Consider the following 18,937-nt stretch of genomic DNA (forward strand, 5'->3'; position numbering starts at 1 on the left):
GTCAGCGGAACGCGGAGCGTCCCTGGTGGCATTCCCACGCAGAGCATGGGAACGATCACACAGGTACAGCCGTAAAAGTCAGGTCGGCTCTAAGGCCGCCTCGTTTTGGCTTTTGCCCCCTCAGAGGCAACGCGTACATCCAGACAATCCCCCGATCGCTGCGCGCCCTCAGGCAGACTTCAACGCAAACCGCGAAACCGGGCGACTCAGACCGTAATGCTCGCGTAGTGTGGTACCCGTATAGTCCTCGCGAAACAGCCTGCGCTTGCGCAGGATCGGCAACACTTCATCGAGAAACACTTCAAAGCCCTCGGGAAATGCCGGCGGCATCACGTTGAAACCATCGGCGGCGCCGCTGCGGAACCACTGTTCGATCAGGTCGGCGATTTGCACCGGCGTGCCTACCGGCACCCAATGCCCGCGAGCACCGGCCAGGCGGTTGATCAGTTGGCGCAAGGTCGGTTGCTCGCGGTCGACTATATCGATGACCAGCTTGAAGCGACTCGCCTGGCTCTCACTGCCTTCAAAGTTGACCAAATGACGAGGGAAAGGCGCATCCAGATCCTGACTGGACAGGTCGACACCCAGCAGTCGGCGCAGCTGGCCCAGGGCTACGTGCGGCAGTACCAGGTCGTTGAGTTCATCGAACTTGCGCTGGGCTTCCGCTTCGGTGCTGCCGATGTAGGGGCTGATACCCGGGAGAATTTTCAGCTGGCGCGGGTCGCGCCCCACTGCCCTCGCCCGCCCGCGGATATCGTTGGCGAATTCGGTCGCGCTTTGCAGGGTCTGGTGCGCGGTGAAAATCGCTTCGGCGTGCCTTGATGCGAAATCACGGCCATCCTCGGACGAGCCGGCCTGCACTTGCACGGGCCGTCCTTGCGGAGAGCGTGGTGAGTTAAATGGGCCCTTGACCTGGTAGTGCGTCCCCACGTGGTTGATCGAGTGCACTTTCGCACCGTTGGCGAATACCCCGGTGGCCTTGTCCAGCACCAGCGCATCGTCCTCCCAGCTGTCCCACAGGTCACCCACCACCTGCACGAACTCTTCGGCCTTGGCATAGCGGTCATGGGCCGACGGATGCTGGTCCAGGCCGAAGTTGGCGGCGGCGGCCGCCAGGGACGTGGTGACAATGTTCCAGCCGGCGCGGCCCTTGCTCAGGTGGTCCAGCGCACTGAACGAACGCGCCAGGTTGTATGGCTCGCTGTAGGTGGTGCTGGCCGTGGCGATCAGGCCGATGCGTTGGGTCACCGCCGCGATGGCCGCCAGCCAGGTCACTGGTTCGAAACGTATGCGCAAACCTTCGCGATCGCTTTCGGCCAGGGATGGCGAATCGGCAAAGAAGATCGCATCGAGCTTTTCCCGTTCCGCTCTCAGTGCAAGCTGTTGGTAGTGAGCGATGTCCATGGACGCTTCCGGCACCGACTGTGGGTGACGCCAGGCGGCTTCGTGATGACCATTGGGGTAGATGAAGAGGTTGAGGCTGAGCTGACGTTCGGACATTTCCCTTCTCCTGAAAATAGAGAGCCTGAAATTAGAGAGCCTGAAATAGAGAGCCTGAAAAAACCTGAACAGGCGGGACAGCACGCGACTCAATGCAGCTCTGCAAAGTCGCTCAGCACGTCATCGCGCAGGGCGATGAAACGGCTGTCACTGCGATTGCGTGGACGCGGCAGATCGACGTCGACGATGCGCCGGATGCGCCCTGGGTTGGGTTGCATCACGACCACCCGGTCGCCGAGGAATACCGCCTCGTCCACATCGTGGGTGACCAGGATCATGGTGATTTTTTCCTTGGCCCAGATGTTCTGCAGCTCGCCCTGCAGCCGCGCGCGGGTCAAGGCGTCGAGGGCGCCCAGTGGTTCATCCAGCAGCAGCACGCTCGGACGATTGACCAAGCCGCGGGCGATGGCCACGCGTTGGGCCATGCCGCCGGAAATCTGATGCGGGTAGGACTCGATGAAGTCTTGCAGGCCGACCAGTTCAATGTGCTCGCGCACGGTGTCGCGCTTCTGCCCGGCGCTCAGCGGTGAATTCTTGAGGCCCACGGCGACGTTCTGCTCGACGTTGAGCCAGGGGAACAATCGGTGGTCCTGAAACACGATGCCGCGCTCCAGGCCCGTGCCCTTGATGGGTGTGCCATCGAGCAGGATGCGCCCGTCGAATTCCTCGTCCAGGCCGAGGATCAGCCGCAGCAGCGTGGATTTGCCGCAACCGCTGGCGCCGACGATGCTGATGAACTCGCCAGGGGCGATGTCGAGGTGGATGTTGTCGAGTACCTGCAATTGCGTCGAACTGCCAGGTTTGGAGATGAACCGCTTGCTGATGTGTTCCAGGGTCAGGCCGTTGCTCATGTTGCGATCCTTTTCAATGTGGCAATCAGTTAGTCGTGATGCCATACAGGCGCTGCATCCGCCGCTCAAGTGTCCGGGCCAGGGCGTTGAGGCCCCATCCCACCAGGCCGATAACCACCATTCCAAACAGCACCAGGTCCATCATGAAATGCTCGCTGCCATCGATCAGCGTGTTGCCGATCCCCTCCCCCGATACCAGCAGGTATTCGGCGCCGATGGTTGCCAGCCAGCTGTAGACCAGCGCCAGGTAGAGCCCGGTGAAAATCGACGGCAAGGCAGCAGGCAGCATCACCCCGATAATGGTTTGCCAACGGGTGAAGCCGTACACCCGCGCCACTTCCAACAAGTTGGGTGGGACGTTGCGCAGCCCATCGCAAGTGTTGACCACCACCGGTACCAGTGCGGCCAGTGACAGGAACACCACCTTGGCCACATCGCCCAGGCCGAACCACACCGAGATCAGCGGGATCCAGGCGAACAGGGAGATTTGCTTGAAGGTGTTGAAGCTTGGCCCCACCAAGCGCTCGAAATGCCGCGAAAGACCCAGCAGGCAACCCAGTACCAAGCCCAGCGCGGTGCCGATGAAAAAGCCACTGAGGTTGCGCGCAAGGCTCGCCGAAATCGCCCGCCAGAATTTGTCCGAGGTGATTTGATCCCAGGCTGTCGCCGCGACTTTTTCCGGCGAAACGAACAGCCCCGATTCACTCCAGCCCTGGTTCGAAGCCAACCACCACAGGGCAATCACCGAGATTGGCAAGACCCAACCGCGATACCGGTGGCTACTGCTACCTGATGACAAAGCCGCACTCATGACTGACGCCCTCCAACCGTTGGCCGTCCGCGATCTAGACGTTTCTGCGCGTAATCGAAACTGCGGTCGATCAGCAGGCCGAGCGCACCCACTATCACGACGGCCGCCATCACCAGGTCCAGTTGAAACAGCTGGCGTCCATAGACGATCAGGTAGCCCAGCCCTTCACTCGAGGCCACCAATTCGACCACCACCAGCGATAGCCAGGCCTTGGTGAAGCCCAGGCGGAACCCGGTAAACAGTGTCGGGATTGCCGCCGGCAGGACGATGGAGGTGACGCTTTGCCGACGGCTGAAGCCGTAGGTCCGGCCGACTTCCAACAATCCTTTGGGCGCCTGGCGGAACGCCTGCAAGGTACACAGGGTGATTGGTACCAGGGCGGCCTTGGCTATCAGCACATACTTGAGCGTCTCGCCGATGCCGAACAGCAGCAAGGCGAACGGCAGCCAGCCCAATACTGGTATTTGCACCAGTGCGTTGAAGGTCGGCAGCAGATAATCCTCCAGCGTCCGGGACAGTCCCATGGCCAGGCCCAGCGCCACACCGAGCAAGGCGCCGAGACTGAACCCGACGACAACCCGCTGCAGGCTGGCCAATGCGTTGAGCCACAGATACCCGCTGACAACCAGGTCCGACAGCGCCTGGTAAACGTAGGCTGGCGGTGGCAGCACCTGCTCCGAAAGCCAGCCGCGTTCCACCCCCAGGTACCACAAACCCAGCAACAGCAACGGCAACAGCCAGGGCAAGGCCTTGTCACCCAGGTTCACGGACCAGGCTGAAGTGCGCGGTACCTCGACCTTGCGGACCGGGCGAGCGGGCGACGGTGGAAGACGTTTGACGTTGTCGCTCGGCAATGCCGGCGCCCCATACTTCTCGAGTCTTGCGGTCTGTGCCCTGGCCATTTTCCTAGCTCCCTTGCTTGCTGGTCGTCGTGGCCGCTACCGCGTTACCCGCCGGTTGCTTGCCATCCGGGCCGTAGGGCGTCCAGTAGTTTTCCAGTCCCTTGGCCTTGAGGGATTTCTGCAGATAACTGCTTTCGAACCAGCCATCGATACTGACCGGGCGACGGATGAGTTTTTCTTCCTTGGCCTGATCCGCCACGGCCTGATAGCGGCTGATCAGAAAGTTGTCGATCAGAGGCGAGGCCCGGTCCCTGAGAGGAACCCCGGTGAAGTCGGCACGCAGTGAATCGGCGGGGTCATTGCTCTTGGCCCATTCAGCGAAGACGTCATCGCGATGGCTCTCGTCCGATGTCCACTTCGCCGCGTCCACCAGCGTGTCGACGACCTTTTGCACCTTGTCCGGATGCTCTTTTTCATATTCACCGCGAACCACCAGCGCCGTCTGCCGGGTGTAGCGCACGTCCTGCTCGGGATTGTCGTAAACGATGTCGATCAGACCCTTGTCACGCAGCTTGAACAACTCACGCCCACCGAATGCGGCATCTACGCCATTGGAAATCAATGCGGCCTGAGAGCTGCCGGTATCGAGGTTGATGGCCTTGATATCGCGCTCGGTCAGCCCGTGCTCCGCCAGCAGATTGATCATCACCAGATGACCGTTGGTGCCACGGAAGATCGCGACCTTTTTGCCTTTGAGGTCCTCGATGGTTTTGAGGGGCGAGCCCTTGGGCACTGCCAGGTACAGGTTGGCGCGCACACCCAACGCCGCCAGCAACTTGGTGTCCAGTCCGTTGGAGCGCCCGACGACTGCAGGCAGATCGCCCTGGTAGGCGAAGTCCAGTTGCTGGTTGGAGAAGGCTTCGTTGACCGCAGGCCCTGCCCCCTTGAAGAAGAACCACTGCACTTCGGTCCCGGTTCCGGCGAAGGCTTTTTCCAGCAATTGTTGATTGCGCACGATGCCCAGAGGCGAGCCGCTGAAGGTCACCGGGTCACCGCCACCGGCCGTGGCGACACCGATGCGCAAGACATCGGCCTCGGCCCCGGATACCGCAAGAACCGCAGCCAGCGCTGCAGCGATGCTGCCTTTTTTAAACAGGCGAATGCCATTGAGCTTCATGTCAGCCTTCCTTGTACCAATGAGAGTCGCTCGTCAGGCGGCGAGGTGTTTTTTGTCGGCTTCGGTTTTCGGCGAACGCGCCTCGGGGCTCGGCTTGAGCGCCTGGCTCAAGCGACCATCCACCCCGACCGGCACATCACCGTCGATGGTGGTGCGGCGCACGATGCGCGGGGCGTCGCCGTAATCGTTGATCGCGATGTGCTGGGTGGCGCGGTTGTCCCAGATCACCACATCGCCCTCCTGCCAGCGCCAGCGAACGGTGTTGTCGACATGGGTGATACGGTCATGAAACAGGCGAATCAGTTGTTTGGAATCGTTGCTACTGACACCTTGAATTTGTTTAACAAAGTGCCCCAACAACAAACTTCTTTCACCCGACTCCGGATGGACTCGCACTAATGGATGTTCGGTTTCGTAGACTTCAGCAGTGAACTGTTCACGATAACGCTTGAGTCCCGACTCGTCGGTATTACGCGGCGCCGCGTAGTCATACACGTTGGTGTGCAATGCGCGAAGATTATCGGCCAATTGTTTTAACGGGTCGGGTAAATCAGCATAGGCTGCTGCAGTATTGGCCCATACCGTATCACCGCCAAAGGGCGGAATTACGACACCACGCAAGATGGAAATCTTCGGGTAGTTGGCCACGAAGGTCACATCGGTGTGCCAGGAATTGGCGCGGGTTTCCTTGGCGTCCAAATGCAGGATCGCAGCGCCTTGTTCAGCGGAACGCACGGTCGGGTGCGGGACCTGATCGCCGAAGCGGCGGGAAAAAGCCTCGTGCTCGGCGTCATCCAGATGTTGGTCGCGAAAGAACAGCACTTTATATTTCAACAGTGTCTGATTAATGAATTCGAATGCCTCGGCGCTGATGCCGCCCCCCAACTTCACCCCTTCCAGTTGTGCCCCAATTCGACCGGCGACCGGTTTGATTTGAATAGTCATCGAGCTACCTCCTGTCTCACGAGTTGTTGTGGAACAGATCATAAAGTCATAAAAGCAGCGATGACTAATCACAAATTATTCTAAAGATAGATTAAGTCCGATAGACCTTTCCCGTTATTAAATCCCGATAAAAGCTATAAGCCCCTTGTTATTAGCTAATAACTTTTTAGTAGCAACATAAAACATACGTGCCAAGTTGATGGTGTGTTTGGGGCTTACGTTGATGGGCTTGCCGGTGCTGGTTCCAGCCCGTACGTCAACGTAAGTCCCAACGTCGGCTACAAGGGGTATAACTGTCAGGACAGCAGGCGGGTCACCCCAGGCCCTCCAAAGGCAACGTTCGGGTCAGGCGCCCCTGATCGGCGCCGGCGGCGCGGAGCGATGTGATGTATTCCAGGGCATGGCGATGGGCTCGCAAGAGCCTTATTGGCGGCATCGAGCTGGCCTTGCTGGTCACGCCACTGTGCGCCAGCGCCATGTTCAAGTGCCAAGCCGGGGACGGAGTCATCAGCTACACCAGTCAAGCCATCGCCAGCGCCCGCTGCACTCGCGTGGATGGCATGGCTGGCGCCGGTGTCGGCGCCAAGCCCAAGGCCTTGCCACGGCTTGTGCAAGACGACGACTCCGGCGCGATGCGGATTCGGGTGTTCACTTTCCTCCACAAGGGTGTTCGTCAATATGTGAGCCGGCGCCCGGTAGGAATTTCCGCGCGGGTCGATGTCCTTGAAGTCTATTACATCAAGGGCTGCTATCTGTGCAGGGCGCCGAAGGATTTCAAGGTCGCCTCACTGCGCCTGGACACCCGTTCCTATCGGCGGGAGATCGAAGCCGCTTCGGGTCAATATGGCGTCGACAGAGCGCTGGTCCGCGCGGTGATACATGCCGAATCGGCGTTTCGCCCCAACGCCATTTCCGAAGCTGGCGCCCAGGGGCTGATGCAATTGATGCCCGCCACCGCCGAGCGCTTCGCCGTAGACGATCCATTCGACGCTCGGCAGAACATTCGTGGCGGCGTGCGCTACCTGGCCTGGCTGCTCAAGCGTTTCAACGGCAACCAGGTGCTGGCGTTGGCCGGTTACAACGCTGGCGAAGCGTCCGTGGTCGAGCACAACGGGGTGCCTCCCTACGCCGAGACGCAATCCTACGTCACCCTCGTGCAGTCCTTGACCGAACGCTATCGTAACAATCGCTAGCTATTCCCGGCCACCCGTTCGCTTATCCGTTAGTTTCCTTCTACATTAAAGAGGTGCAGACGGAGCCAGCAGCGCATGAAGTCCTTGAAGTATTATGACAAAAATCGACACGCCACATGGTTAGAGTTGTTTTTTGACCTGATTTTTGTTGTTGCAATTGGCAAGGTTACGCACATTCTCGGTCATGTTCATCACGGGCACTTTGAGCCTGAGCAAGTATGGACGTTTTTACTGCTTTTTGTTCCATTATGGTGGATCTGGTCTAGTCACACGATTTACGCCAACAGGTTTGATACAGACAGTAACCCTCACCGCCTGGCAACATTGTTTATGATGTTGCTGCTCATTGTGCTCTCTGCACTGATTGAGAAAATACCAGAAGTAAACTATCCGCTTGTTATGGCCTGTTATTTTGGTATACGTGTCATCATCAGCATTTTGTACATATCGTCCAGAAGAAAACACGATGACCGTGGCAAATTCTCCGCCAGGCTTGGCTTCGCCCTGTTAGTCAGCGCAGTTATTAGTCTTTCATCCATTCTTTTTGACCCACCCATGCGTTACCTTGTTGCTTACCTTGGAATTTTTCTTGACATTCTCTTGCCTGTAATTGTCGGGAGCAACCTAAAGCCATTGCCAGCACATACAGAACACTTGGTTGAACGACTGGGCTTGCTCACCCTCATCTTATTGGGCGAGTCAGTCATTAGCCTTTCTGCAGGTTTATCCAACATTGAATGGGATCGTTATACCGTAATGACGGCAATCACCGGATTTATCATGGTTTGCAGTATCTGGTGGATCTATTTTGAAAGCTTTTACCTGCTGAGCAACAAAGAAAGCAGTATGAGTGGGCACTCCCTGATCTACTCGCACCTTTTTCTGTTTATGGGGCTAGCACTCCTCGCCAATTTGATCAGGCATGCGATCCTGAATGACATTGCGATACGCGATTTCCAGATTATGTCAATCATCGGCATGGCCTTGTTTTTCCTAGGCAAGCAATATGGCTATTTCGTAGCCGTGCCCAAAATAAGGAAATACATAATACAAAACACCTTGATCGTGTTGTCTTTGGGTGGGCTGGTTATATTCCTGCCCCGCGTCCAGTACATATTGGTCGGCCTGACAGCCACCATGATCTGTTATGTTTTCCTGAATTTCAGATATCGTGGAATGTTTATCAGGCCATAGGTAGGCCGGTACCTTCGGCAATCTGAGCGAACGACAGGTCTTTGGCTGGCTGGAGCTATCACGACAGGTGGTGGCAAACCCATAATGAGCATCGTGCCTTCATGGCCCGAGGTGTCTATGGCCAGGCACTGTATGTTGATCCGAAGGCCGAGGTCGTGATAGCGCGGTTCGCCAGCCATCCCGCCGCCGCCAACGTGGCTAACGATGCGACTTCCTTGCCGGCCCATGATGCTGTTGCCAAGTAGTTGATGAGCCAGTAACGCCAAGTTGTTGGCTCTGATTTGATTCTGAACCCGGGCTGCCAGGCCGTCGCTATCGACTCGATTAGTACCTCCAAAAGACTGGTGTGAGCAGCACCAGCACCGTCAGAATCTCCAGCCTTCCCAAGAGCATGCCGACCGTCAGCAGCCATTTTGCCGCATCCGGCAAGGTCGAGAAGTTGCCTGCTGGACCAATAATCGTCCCCAGGCCGGGACCCACGTTGCAAACTGCGGTGGCAGCACCGCTTAAGGCTGTCGTCCAGTCAAGACCGATCAGCGCCAACCCCAGGGCAATGCCACCGATGGTGATGGTGAAAAAGAATGAAAAGGTCAGCAGCGAACGTGCGATGTCTTCGTCAATGGGATGGCCGTTGTATTTTTTTCGAATCACCGCACGAGGATGAATCAGTTGTTTCAGGCTGCCCATCAGCAAGGAGGAGGCGACCTGAAAGCGAAATATTTTAAGGCCTCCCGCCGTAGACCCAGAGCAGCCGCCGACGAAGGTCAAATAGAAAAACAGCAAGACAGAAAAGCTGCCCCACAAGGTGTAATCCCCGAGAGCTAAACCCGTGGTCGTGACTATCGAGGTTACATTGACGGCCACGATACGAAACGCATCCCACCAGCTGTAGTCGCTGTTAATGCACAACCACGTACCAAATAGCAGCCAGGTAATCACCAGAAATCCAATGAACCCTCGCACCTGATGGTCTTTTAATAATGCACTTTTGTTGCCCCGTAGTGTGGCGACATACAAGGTGAAAGGCAGGCTGCCCACTATCATGACGACCACTGAAACCCAATGAATAGCCGGTTGAGGCCAGTGCGCCAGGGATGCATCCGAGGTTGAAAAGCCGCCCGTTGAAATAAATGACATCGCATGATTGATCGCATCGAAAGGTGTCATGCCCGCGCCCCATAACGCCAGAGCGGACACCCCGGTCAGCCCGAGGTAGAGCAACAGGATATATTTCGCCGCGACGGGTTAGCGGTTTTAAAAGTCATCGATACCGATGACAATCTCATCATCGATCAACGCATCACCAGTAGCGCATCTACTGAGCTCATGCTCATCGCTTCAGAATAAGAGCGTATATAGGTCAGTTGGCCTTTTTGCCGACGACGCTCATTTCGACTGGGGTCTGAATAAAAACACGGAAACTTCTTCGGCCTCCAATCGCTTGAATAATGGGTGCAATTTCGAATCGGCGGCATGCGTTTGTTCCAGACAGAATCTTCAGACTGGTCAGAGAAAGTCACACCACGCTCATCTCAAGCATCAATTGTAAGAGGTTGTTTCAGAGGAGATTATTACATACAAGATTTCTTACTACATTCAGCCATCCCCCTCCAAATTCCAGTTTTCTGCCTAGACTTGCTCTTGTCCGCCGTGCACATGCTTTTCAGAGCATGGAACTGTACGAAAAAACGAAAACAAGAGGAATCCCTCCAATGTTCAAACCTATTTGGAAAGCAGTTGCCTGCGCCCTTGCCCTTGGCACCATGAGCATGGCCATGGCTGCAGATCCGGTAATTATAAAATTCTCCCACGTCGTTGCAGAGCAGACACCCAAGGGCCAAGGCGCCCTGTTATTCAAGAGGCTGGTGGAAGAACGCTTGCCCGGCAAGGTCAAGGTCGAGGTCTACCCGAACTCCTCGTTGTTTGGCGATGGCAAAGAGATGGAGGCCTTACTGCTCGGGGACGTACAGATGATTGCACCGTCGCTGGCCAAGTTCGAGCACTACACCAAGACCGTTCAACTGTTCGACCTGCCTTTCCTCTTTGATGACATCACGGCGGTTGACCGCTTCCAACTGAGCCCGCAGGGCCAGGGACTGCTCAAGTCCATGGAAGACAAAAACATCACTGGACTGGCCTATTGGCACAACGGGATGAAACAACTGTCCGCGAACAAAGCGCTACGAGTGCCGGGTGATGCCCGTGGCCTGAAGTTCCGGGTGCAGGCCTCCGCCGTGCTTGAAGAGCAGTTCAAAGTCATACGCGCCAATCCGCGCAAGATGAGCTTCGCCGAGGTTTATCAGGGCTTGCAGACCGGTGTCGTCAATGGCGCGGAGAATCCTTACTCGAACATCTACAGCCAGAAAATGCATGAGGTACAGAAGTACATCACCGAATCCAACCACGGTGTCCTGGACTACATGCTGATCACCAACACCAAGTTCTGGAACGGTTTGTCGCCGGAGCTTCGCAGCGAGCTGGACAAGATACTCGTCGAAGTCACCGCTCATGTGAACAAAGAGGCTGAGAAACTGAACCAGGATGCCAAGCAGAACATCATCGCGGCCAAAACCACCGAAATCATCATCCTGACGCCTGAGCAACGCGAACAATGGCGTGTCGCGATGAAACCGGTGTGGAAAAAATTTGAAGGTGATATCGGCGCCGAGCTGATCACTGCCGCTGAAGCTGCCAACCAGGCCCAATGATCGGTCGTCGGCAGGTGTTGCCGCCCTGACAGCACCTGCCTGTCGTCTGCTACAGGAGATGCCATCCATGAATGCTCTTCGGCGCATCTGGGAACACTTCGAGGAAGGCTTCATCGTCTTCCTTCTGGCGGCCATGACGTTGGTAACATTCGTCTACGTTGTCCTCAACAACCTCTACACCCTGTTCTACCGCCTCGCCGAGAGCTGGGAAGGCGCTAGCGAATCGCTGTTCGCCATCGGCGACGGCGTCATGGGTATGGCACAGGCCATGACCTGGAGCACCTCACTGACCAAGGCCCTGTTTGGCTGGCTGATTTTTTTCGGGTTGTCGTACGGCGTCCGCACAGCAGGCCATATCGGCGTCGACGCCCTGGTCAAGCTGGCCAGCAAACCGGTGCAACGGTTCATTGGCATCATCGCCTGCCTTTTCTGCCTGTCTTATGCCGGGCTGCTCAGCATCGCCAGTTTTGGCTGGATCCAGACCCTGATGGTTGCCCAAATTGGCGCCGAAGACCTGGGCCAGTACGGGATCATGCAATGGCACATCGGGTTGATCGTCCCCGTAGGGTTCGCCCTGGTTTTCATCCGTTTCGCTGAAATTCTCGTGCGCATCCTGCAAAACAGGCAGACCGGCCTGGGCCTGGCTGATGAAGCCGCAGATGCGTTGAAGCTGACTGAACACGAGGATGACAAGTCATGACTATTGCCTTCCTGTTTGTATCACTGTTCGTGCTGATGTTTATCGGCGTTCCCATTGCCATCTCCCTGGGCTTGGCGGGCTCACTGACCATCGTTTTTTTCAGTCCTGACTCCGTGCGCTCACTGGCGATCAAACTGTTCGAGACGTCGGAGCACTACACGCTGCTGGCCATCCCGTTCTTTCTGCTCGCTGGGGCCTTCATGACCACCGGTGGCGTCGCTCGGAGGTTGATTGACTTTGCCAATGCCTGTGTCGGTCATATTCGTGGTGGTCTGGCTATCGCTGCCGTGTTGGCGTGCATGTTGTTCGCGGCCCTTTCAGGATCCAGCCCAGCCACTGTGGCGGCGGTGGGTTCAATTGCCATTGCCGGCATGGTCCGCTCCGGTTATCCGCAGGCCTTTGGCGCGGGGATCGTCTGTAACGCGGGAACCTTGGGCATCCTGATTCCACCCTCGATCGTCATGGTGGTCTATGCAGCCGCGACCGAAACGTCTGTCGGCAAACTGTTTATGGCCGGGGTGTTGCCAGGCCTGCTGCTGGGGCTGGTGTTGATGGTGGCGATCTACATCGTCGCCGTGAAGAAAAAGCTGCCCGCCATGCCGCGCGCGACGTTCCGTGAATGGCTTAGCACGGCACGCAAGGCGCTCTGGGGTCTATTGCTGATGCTCATCATCCTGGGAGGTATCTACTCCGGGATGTTTACCCCAACCGAAGCTGCGGCCGTGGCGGCCGTTTACTCGGCCTTCATCGCCTTGTTCGTCTACAAAGACTTAACGTTCCGCGAAACACCAAAAGTCCTGCTGGACTCGGCCAAGCTGAGCATCATGCTGATGTTCATTATTGCCAACGCCATGCTCTTCGCGCACGTTTTGACCACTGAGCAACTACCGCAACAGATTACCGCGTGGGTGATAGAGGCGGGTCTGACACCGGTGATGTTCCTGCTGGTGGTGAACATTGTGTTGTTGATTGCGGGGGCCTTTATGGAACCGTCGGCCATCATCCTGATCCTGGCACCGATCCTTTTCCCCATCGCCATGAAGCTGGGTATCGACCCCATTCACCTTGGAATTATTATGGTGGTGAACCTGGAAATCGGCTTGATCACGCCGCCCGTGGGTCTGAACCTGTTCGTGACCTCTGCTGTAACGGGTATGACACTGCCGGCAACGATCAGAGCAGCCATGCCTTGGCTAATGTTACTGCTGCTGTTCCTGATTCTGATTACCTACGTGCCTTGGATCTCCCTGGCGTTACCAAACTGGCTTGGCATGAGCTGATGCCTCTCTGTCCGGGTACTGGACGTTCGTATCCGGACAGGGCTTTCACGTTTGCGCCACCCCGGCCACTTAGTGTTGTCCTGAGCGGATGCGGCAACTCCACAAATCCACTGAGGCCGGATTGCTGATGGGTGGCCCTAGCCACTCACTCATTTCATGACACTGCTGCAGGAAGCATAACTGGTAGTCACCTGCTTGCGGGGTGCGTCCCAGACTCAGAGGCTGCAAGGGCGGCAGGTGACGTTGATAGTGCCAACTGCCTTTTTCCAACCTGGCCCCAGGGGGAATTTCCATACCCGCACCATTTCCTTTAACCCTGGCCTCGATGAGCACAAGTCCCTGTTCCGAGACGCGGTAGTCTTCTTCCCAACGAATTTTTTCGATTGTGTGATTCCAAGCCAGTGTAAAGCTCGAGATTGGGAGTTGGGCCCAGGCGACTCCCGCCAGCCCCAGGCACAAGCCGATCATGCTCTGGCCAGTCCGCCACGGCGAGACCGCCAGACATGCTGAAGTATCAGCATCACACCCAGCACAAAACCGATTTCATCGGTCAACGGCAGCGCAACGACCAACAAAGCACCTGCCGCGAAACACAATAATCGCTCCCAAACCGGCATCTTCTGTTGCAGATAACCTGTGGACGCCATTCCCCAAAGACCAACGGCCAACATGGTCTTGACCAACATATAGGCAGTCATCCACAAATTGTCGCCTTGCATCATAAGCGCAGGGTTGTAGACCGCCATGAAAGGAATGACAAAGCCAGCCAGTGCAATACGAACCGCCCACAGACTGATCTTGAATCCTGTTTCCTTGGCGATGGGCGCTGCGGCAAAGCATGCCAAGGCAACCGGTGGGGTAAGGTCTGCAAGAATTCCGAAATAGAAAACGAACATGTGCGACACGATCAGCGGTACACCCAACTCCAACAGTGCGGGTGCTGCAATCGAACTGGTGATGATGTAGTTGGGAATCGTCGGGATACCCATACCCAACACCAGGCAGGTAACCATCGTCAGTATCAGTGACAACAACAAGTTATCCCTGCCTATGGCCAGTATGTAACCAGCGAAGGTCGAGGCTATGCCCGTCAATGACACTACGCCGATGATGATCCCCACCAGCGCGCAAGCAATCCCGACCGGCACAGCATGACGAGCACCTTCGACCAAGGCATGCAGGCAAATACTCAGGGTTTCCCGGCCTCCCTGAATGAACCAGCAGATGACCACCAACGTGGCGATCACCGCAAAAATCACGCCGATACCCAACTGGAAAAAGCCGACACAGAGGACACCCAGCGCGATCCAGAACGCGCACCGCAACGCGAAACTGGACACCCGAAGAATGATTGCCGAACCGAGAATAACGATGGCTGTTAGCGCCAGACCCACCATTCCGGAGAATAGCGGGGTACGTCCGGAAAACAGCAGGTAGACCAGGACAAAAAGCGGAATCAGCAAATACCAGCTTTCCTTTACCGCACCCCATGCGCTGGGACATTGGTCTTTGGGTAGCCCTTTAAGGTCGGAGCGTTTTGCCTCAAGGTGAACCATCCAGAACACCGAACCGAAATACAGGATGGCTGGAATCAACGCAGCTTTGGCAATCTCTACAAACGGGACATTAATTGTTTCCGCCATAATGAAGGCGACAGCCCCCATCACAGGCGGCATCAACTGGCTGCCCATGCTCGAAGTCGCCTCTACGCCGCCAGCAAATGCTGCCTTGTAGCCGAAGCGCTTCATCAATGGAATCGTGAACTGTCCTGTCGTGACAACGTTTGCAATGCCTGAGCCTGTGATCGTCCCCATCAAAGCCGATGACGCGACTGATACTTTTGCCGGCCCCCCGAGTTTGTGGCCAAACAAGCCCATCGCGAAGTCAGTGAACAATTTGATCATGCCGGCCTGTTCGAGAAAGGAACCGAACAAAATGAACAGGAAAATATAGGTAGCGGAAACGTAGGTGGGTGTGCCGTAGAGCCCCTCGGTGCCGAATGACAACTGGTTGACGATTTGATCGAAACCGTAGCCTCGATGTGCCAAGTCGCCTGGCAGGTATTCACCCAATAGACCGTATGCCAAAAACAGTCCACAGATGACAGGCAACGCGATACCCATCACCCGACGAGCCGCCTCAAACACCAATGCGATCAATACCAGCCCAACCACCATGTCCGCAGATGTCAGGTCACCTGAACGCTGGATCAAATCCGCTTCGAAGATCCATTGATACAGGGCAGTGGTAATCCCCGCGAGGCTCAATATCCAGGCCAACGGCTGCCAAGGGCGTGCTCTGCCATACGCCGGGTAACTCAGAAACACCACCCACAGCAGGAAACCAACGTGCACCGCGCGCAGCACCTGGCTGGAAACCGGTGCAAACGCAGCGGTGACAATCTGGAAAACTGAAAACAACAACGCCACGTAGAACAGCGTCTTAGGCCAGTCGCGTGGGTTGGCGGCGATGCCATGATGATCTTCGCTCATTGGGTACCTGCCTCAAAACTACATTGAAGGGGTACGAACCGCTCTATCGCTCTAGCGACCATCCCCGTGGCGCATTTTAGGATTACAGCGCTCCAGCTTCCTTGTAGTAGCGTTCGGCACCGGGGTGAAGTGGAATGGGCAGATTCTTGGCAGCATTTTGCAACTTGATATCCTTGGCAGCTGAGTGAGAATTACCTAAACGAGTGAGGTTTTCGAACATCAGCTTGGTCATCTGGTAGGCAACGTCATCCGAAATATCCTCGCGTGTCACCAAGATATTGGTGATCGCCACCGTAGGCACTGATTCGGGCTGTCCGTCATAGGTATTGGCTGGAATTTGAGCAGGCTGATACGCGGCATTGCCGATTTTCGAAACTACATCAGGAGGGATGGAGACGTAGTTCAATGCCATGGTTGAGGAAAGGTCGCGAATGGCCGCCATTCCTAACCCCGAGGACTGAAGCGTGGCATCTAACTGACGGTTTTTGATCAGCTCGACCGACTCCGCAAAGGGTAGGTATTGGACTTTGCTCATATCTTCGTACGTCAATCCCGCAGCTTTGAAGATCGCACGCGCGTTCAGCTCGGTACCGGATTTCGGGGCGCCGACGGAGATGGTTTTCCCTTTCAGATCCGCCAAGGTTTTGATGCCGGACTCTTTGCTCGCAACAATTTGAATGTAGTTCGGATAGGCGCCTGCAATTGCTCGCAACTTTGTCAGCGGGGCCTTGAACCCGGCATCTTCCACGCCGTTTTTTGCATCAGCTACAGAGTCCCCGAGTGCCAGAGCGAGCTCCCCACGACCAGCTTGTAAAAGGTTGAGATTTTCCACCGAGGCTTTTGTCGCCTGGACAGAAGTCTTCGCCCCCGGAATCCCATCGCTGTAGATCTGTGACAGCCCAACCCCAATGGGGTAGTAGACCCCGCTAGTGCCACCTGTAAGGATGTTTATGAACACAGGTGCGGCGTTAGCTGCGCACGAGACTGTCAACGCAGCGGTGGCCGCAAAGAGGCTAAAGCGTTTGTTTACTCGCATGGAAATCTCTCCGTCTTGTTATGGCTTTATGCAGAGTCTTTCTACTGTAGTCGAAACCAAGGCCTTGAGTGGGAAGCTGAGTTAGCCTAATAATTTTGGGCTTCTCAAACGGTCGCTGCGATGACGCCTAATCGGGATTCTTACCTCCAAAAAAAATGCCAATCAGCTTAGCTGACTGGCATTACCCTCACAGGGCCTTTTGTGCTTACAAATGATGTTATTGAGTGCGCCACGACTCAACAACATCTGCACCGAACTCGGCTCTCCATTCTTTCGATTGTCGATGGTTTCCGTCCTTGCTTTCGATCAACTCACCAGAATTCGGATTCTTATAGATTTTCACCTTGCGGGCTTTAGGGCTGTCTTCGGTGCGGCAGCAGCACCAGGGGAGCGGCTACCTGAGGATCAAGCAGGTTGATGACGTTCTGCAGACTGAAGCCGTACTCGCCGAACAATGCACGGAGCTTGCTTTCAAAGTCCAGCCTCAAATTCACAATAGGTAGGCTAATACCTCCAAAAGACCGGCGTAATAAGTACCAGCACGGTTAGGATTTCCAACCGCCCCAGTAACATGCCAATGGTCAGTAACCATTTTGCTGCATCAGGTAGTGATGAGAAGTTACCGGCAGGCCCGATGATCGTGCCCAGGCCTGGTCCAACGTTGCATACTGCAGTAGCGGCGCCACTTAAAGCAGTTGTCCAGTCCAGCCCGATCAGAGCCAGTCCCAAGGCGATTATGGCAATGGTGATGGTGAAGAAAAATGAGAAGGTTAAAAGTGAGCGCAAGATCTCCTCGTCAATGGGGTGACCGTTGTACTTCTTCTGAATCACGGCTCGAGGATGGATCAACTGCTTCAAGCTACTCACGAGTAGGGATGCAGCAACTTGGAAGCGGAAAATTTTCAGTCCGCCAGCCGTCGAGCCTGAGCATCCGCCGACAAACGTCAGATAGAAGAACAACAGAACGGCAAAACTACCCCATAGTGTGTAATCGCCAACTGCAACTCCTGTGGTCGTGACGACGGAGGTCACGTTGACCGCCACAATACGAAATGCATCCCACCAAACGTAGTCGCTGTGAAAGCATAGCCATGTACCAACAGCCAGCCAGGTGACAATCAAGAATCCAAGAAATCCGCGTACCTGGTGATCCTTCAGTAGCGCACGCCTATGGCCGCGCAATGTTGCGACGTACAAGGTAAAGGGCAGGCTACCCAGAATCATGATGACCACCGCTACCCAGTGAATCGCTGGCTGCGTCCAATGCCCAAGCGAGGCGTCCGAAGTGGAGAATCCGCCAGTAGAGATCAACGACATTGCGTGGTTGACCGCTTCAAACGGCGTCATCCCAGCGATCCAGAGTGCCAGAGCCCCGGTGCCAGTAAGTCCCAGATAGAGAAAGAGGATGTACTTGGCTGCCACATGCGAACGCGGCGTCACTTTCTCCGACCAGTCTGAGGACTCTGTCTGGAAAAGACGCATGCCACCCACTCGCAACAGTGGAAGGATCGCCACAGCCATGCCGATGAAGCCGATACCACCTAGCCAGTGCAGCATCGAGCGCCAGATCAACAATCCTGGTGAAGCGGTATCCAAACCACTCAGGACAGTTGAGCCCGTGGTTGTGATGCCGGACATCGTTTCGAAGAAAGCGTCTGTGTAACTGATGTGACTAATGAACACCATTGGCAACGCCGCGAAGGTACACACCACCACCCAACTGCCAGTCGTCAACAAGTACATATCCCTCGGACGGAGCTGGCCAGTATCAGGGCGCCCACGCACGATCAAAAGAAGACCGCTGATGAAGGTAATCAAACTCGACCAGAGAAAGGCCGACAGATCGTCGCTACGCTCGAAGGCCACCAGCGTAATCATGGGGATAGCCATGCTTACGGCCAGCGTGATCAGAAAAATGCCTAGGATGAAGCCGATGAGCCGCATTGCTGCGAAGGACATAGAAAGTAGCCTACTAAGTTAGCGCCACGCAGTATCGAATGCTCAATCTCAAAGCCTCGTAAATTTTGCGTAAAATTTCTACGGGCAATCAGTCAAACAAGGATCGGTTGTGAGGAAAAATTAACTGGTGGGTAAAAACCGGCACTTGGCCGTAATGCTGTTCACTTATGCGTGGGGGGGCCACATTTGTGGCGAGGGGATTTATCCCCGTTCGGCTGCGAAGCAGTCGTCAATGCGAACCACTCGATC

General features: G+C 55.9%; 17 protein-coding genes and 2 pseudogenes. 7 read left to right on the forward strand and 12 right to left on the reverse strand.

The window, feature by feature from the left end; genetic code table 11:
- Positions 1 to 168 precede the first annotated feature (168 nt).
- The 6 genes from PG5_RS21560 to PG5_RS21585 form a co-directional block, all read right to left on the reverse strand.
- The gene (locus PG5_RS21560; RefSeq protein ID WP_020799238.1) at positions 169 to 1,500 is read right to left on the reverse strand and encodes an LLM class flavin-dependent oxidoreductase; all 1,332 of its coding nucleotides are present in this window, start codon (positions 1,498 to 1,500) and stop codon (positions 169 to 171) included.
- An 89-nt stretch (positions 1,501 to 1,589) separates the two neighbouring features.
- Positions 1,590 to 2,351: an ABC transporter ATP-binding protein gene (locus PG5_RS21565; protein WP_020799239.1), complete on the reverse strand. Its 762-nt coding sequence runs from the start codon at positions 2,349 to 2,351 to the stop codon at positions 1,590 to 1,592.
- Positions 2,352 to 2,376: 25 nt separating this feature from the next.
- Positions 2,377 to 3,162 carry an ABC transporter permease gene (locus PG5_RS21570; RefSeq protein ID WP_020799240.1) on the reverse strand — a complete coding sequence of 262 codons (786 nt, stop codon included), beginning with the start codon at positions 3,160 to 3,162 and terminating at the stop codon, positions 2,377 to 2,379.
- On the reverse strand, positions 3,159 to 4,064 hold the full coding sequence (locus tag PG5_RS21575; RefSeq protein ID WP_020799241.1) for an ABC transporter permease: 906 nt from the start codon (positions 4,062 to 4,064) through the stop codon (positions 3,159 to 3,161). Before PG5_RS21575 ends, PG5_RS21570 begins: the two co-directional genes overlap by 4 nt.
- Positions 4,065 to 4,068: 4 nt before the next feature.
- Positions 4,069 to 5,181 carry an ABC transporter substrate-binding protein gene (locus PG5_RS21580; protein ID WP_020799242.1) on the reverse strand — a complete coding sequence of 371 codons (1,113 nt, stop codon included), beginning with the start codon at positions 5,179 to 5,181 and terminating at the stop codon, positions 4,069 to 4,071.
- A 33-nt stretch (positions 5,182 to 5,214) separates the two neighbouring features.
- Complete coding sequence (locus PG5_RS21585; protein ID WP_020799243.1) at positions 5,215 to 6,126, reverse strand: TauD/TfdA family dioxygenase; 912 nt, start codon at positions 6,124 to 6,126, stop codon at positions 5,215 to 5,217.
- Positions 6,127 to 6,512: 386 nt separating this feature from the next.
- Here PG5_RS21585 and PG5_RS21590 point away from each other — a divergent pair, with 386 nt between their 5' ends.
- The 3 genes from PG5_RS21590 to PG5_RS33760 all read left to right on the forward strand — a co-directional run bounded on the left by PG5_RS21590 (position 6,513) and on the right by PG5_RS33760 (position 8,758).
- Entirely contained in the window at positions 6,513 to 7,319 is an 807-nt protein-coding gene (locus tag PG5_RS21590) for a lytic transglycosylase domain-containing protein (protein WP_020799244.1), read from the forward strand.
- A gap of 75 nt (positions 7,320 to 7,394) precedes the next feature.
- Positions 7,395 to 8,513: a low temperature requirement protein A gene (locus tag PG5_RS21595; RefSeq protein WP_020799246.1), complete on the forward strand. Its 1,119-nt coding sequence runs from the start codon at positions 7,395 to 7,397 to the stop codon at positions 8,511 to 8,513.
- 101 nt (positions 8,514 to 8,614) lie between these two features.
- Positions 8,615 to 8,758, forward strand: coding sequence for a hypothetical protein (locus PG5_RS33760; protein WP_020799247.1), 144 nt, complete (start codon positions 8,615 to 8,617; stop codon positions 8,756 to 8,758).
- A 79-nt stretch (positions 8,759 to 8,837) separates the two neighbouring features.
- On the opposite strand, the pseudogene PG5_RS21600 reads toward PG5_RS33760, so the two are convergent.
- Positions 8,838 to 9,755 (reverse strand): annotated as a pseudogene (locus tag PG5_RS21600) (TrkH family potassium uptake protein); the annotation flags it as partial.
- A 219-nt stretch (positions 9,756 to 9,974) separates the two neighbouring features.
- Here PG5_RS21600 and PG5_RS35400 point away from each other — a divergent pair.
- The 4 genes and pseudogenes from PG5_RS35400 to dctM all read left to right on the forward strand — a co-directional run.
- A pseudogene (locus PG5_RS35400) lies at positions 9,975 to 10,043 on the forward strand (hypothetical protein); the annotation flags it as partial.
- 182 nt (positions 10,044 to 10,225) lie between these two features.
- Positions 10,226 to 11,221, forward strand: a complete 996-nt coding sequence (locus PG5_RS21605; protein ID WP_020799249.1) for a TRAP transporter substrate-binding protein — start codon at positions 10,226 to 10,228, stop codon at positions 11,219 to 11,221.
- Positions 11,222 to 11,288: 67 nt separating this feature from the next.
- Positions 11,289 to 11,921, forward strand: a complete 633-nt coding sequence (locus PG5_RS21610; RefSeq protein ID WP_020799250.1) for a TRAP transporter small permease — start codon at positions 11,289 to 11,291, stop codon at positions 11,919 to 11,921.
- On the forward strand, positions 11,918 to 13,201 hold the full coding sequence (dctM, locus tag PG5_RS21615; protein ID WP_020799251.1) for a C4-dicarboxylate TRAP transporter large permease protein DctM: 1,284 nt from the start codon (positions 11,918 to 11,920) through the stop codon (positions 13,199 to 13,201). The genes PG5_RS21610 and dctM overlap by 4 nt, the downstream gene beginning before the upstream one ends.
- Positions 13,202 to 13,270: 69 nt before the next feature.
- Here the strand turns inward: dctM and PG5_RS21620 are convergent, their stop codons facing one another.
- From PG5_RS21620 to PG5_RS21635, 5 genes are all read right to left on the reverse strand, one after another.
- On the reverse strand, positions 13,271 to 13,669 hold the full coding sequence (locus tag PG5_RS21620) for a DUF1850 domain-containing protein (RefSeq protein ID WP_042955622.1): 399 nt from the start codon (positions 13,667 to 13,669) through the stop codon (positions 13,271 to 13,273).
- Entirely contained in the window at positions 13,666 to 15,693 is a 2,028-nt protein-coding gene (locus PG5_RS21625; RefSeq protein WP_020799253.1) for a TRAP transporter permease, read from the reverse strand. The genes PG5_RS21620 and PG5_RS21625 overlap by 4 nt, the downstream gene beginning before the upstream one ends.
- An 82-nt stretch (positions 15,694 to 15,775) precedes the next feature.
- Positions 15,776 to 16,729, reverse strand: a complete 954-nt coding sequence (locus PG5_RS21630) for a TAXI family TRAP transporter solute-binding subunit (protein ID WP_020799254.1) — start codon at positions 16,727 to 16,729, stop codon at positions 15,776 to 15,778.
- Positions 16,730 to 16,946: 217 nt separating this feature from the next.
- Positions 16,947 to 17,072 carry a hypothetical protein gene (locus PG5_RS35405; RefSeq protein WP_020799255.1) on the reverse strand — a complete coding sequence of 42 codons (126 nt, stop codon included), beginning with the start codon at positions 17,070 to 17,072 and terminating at the stop codon, positions 16,947 to 16,949.
- A 161-nt stretch (positions 17,073 to 17,233) separates the two neighbouring features.
- Positions 17,234 to 18,688 carry a TrkH family potassium uptake protein gene (locus tag PG5_RS21635; protein WP_020799257.1) on the reverse strand — a complete coding sequence of 485 codons (1,455 nt, stop codon included), beginning with the start codon at positions 18,686 to 18,688 and terminating at the stop codon, positions 17,234 to 17,236.
- Between the last annotated feature and the right edge of the window lie 249 nt (positions 18,689 to 18,937).

The organism is Pseudomonas sp. G5(2012), assembly GCF_000408945.1.
Classification (GTDB): Bacteria; Pseudomonadota; Gammaproteobacteria; order Pseudomonadales; family Pseudomonadaceae; genus Aquipseudomonas; species Aquipseudomonas umsongensis.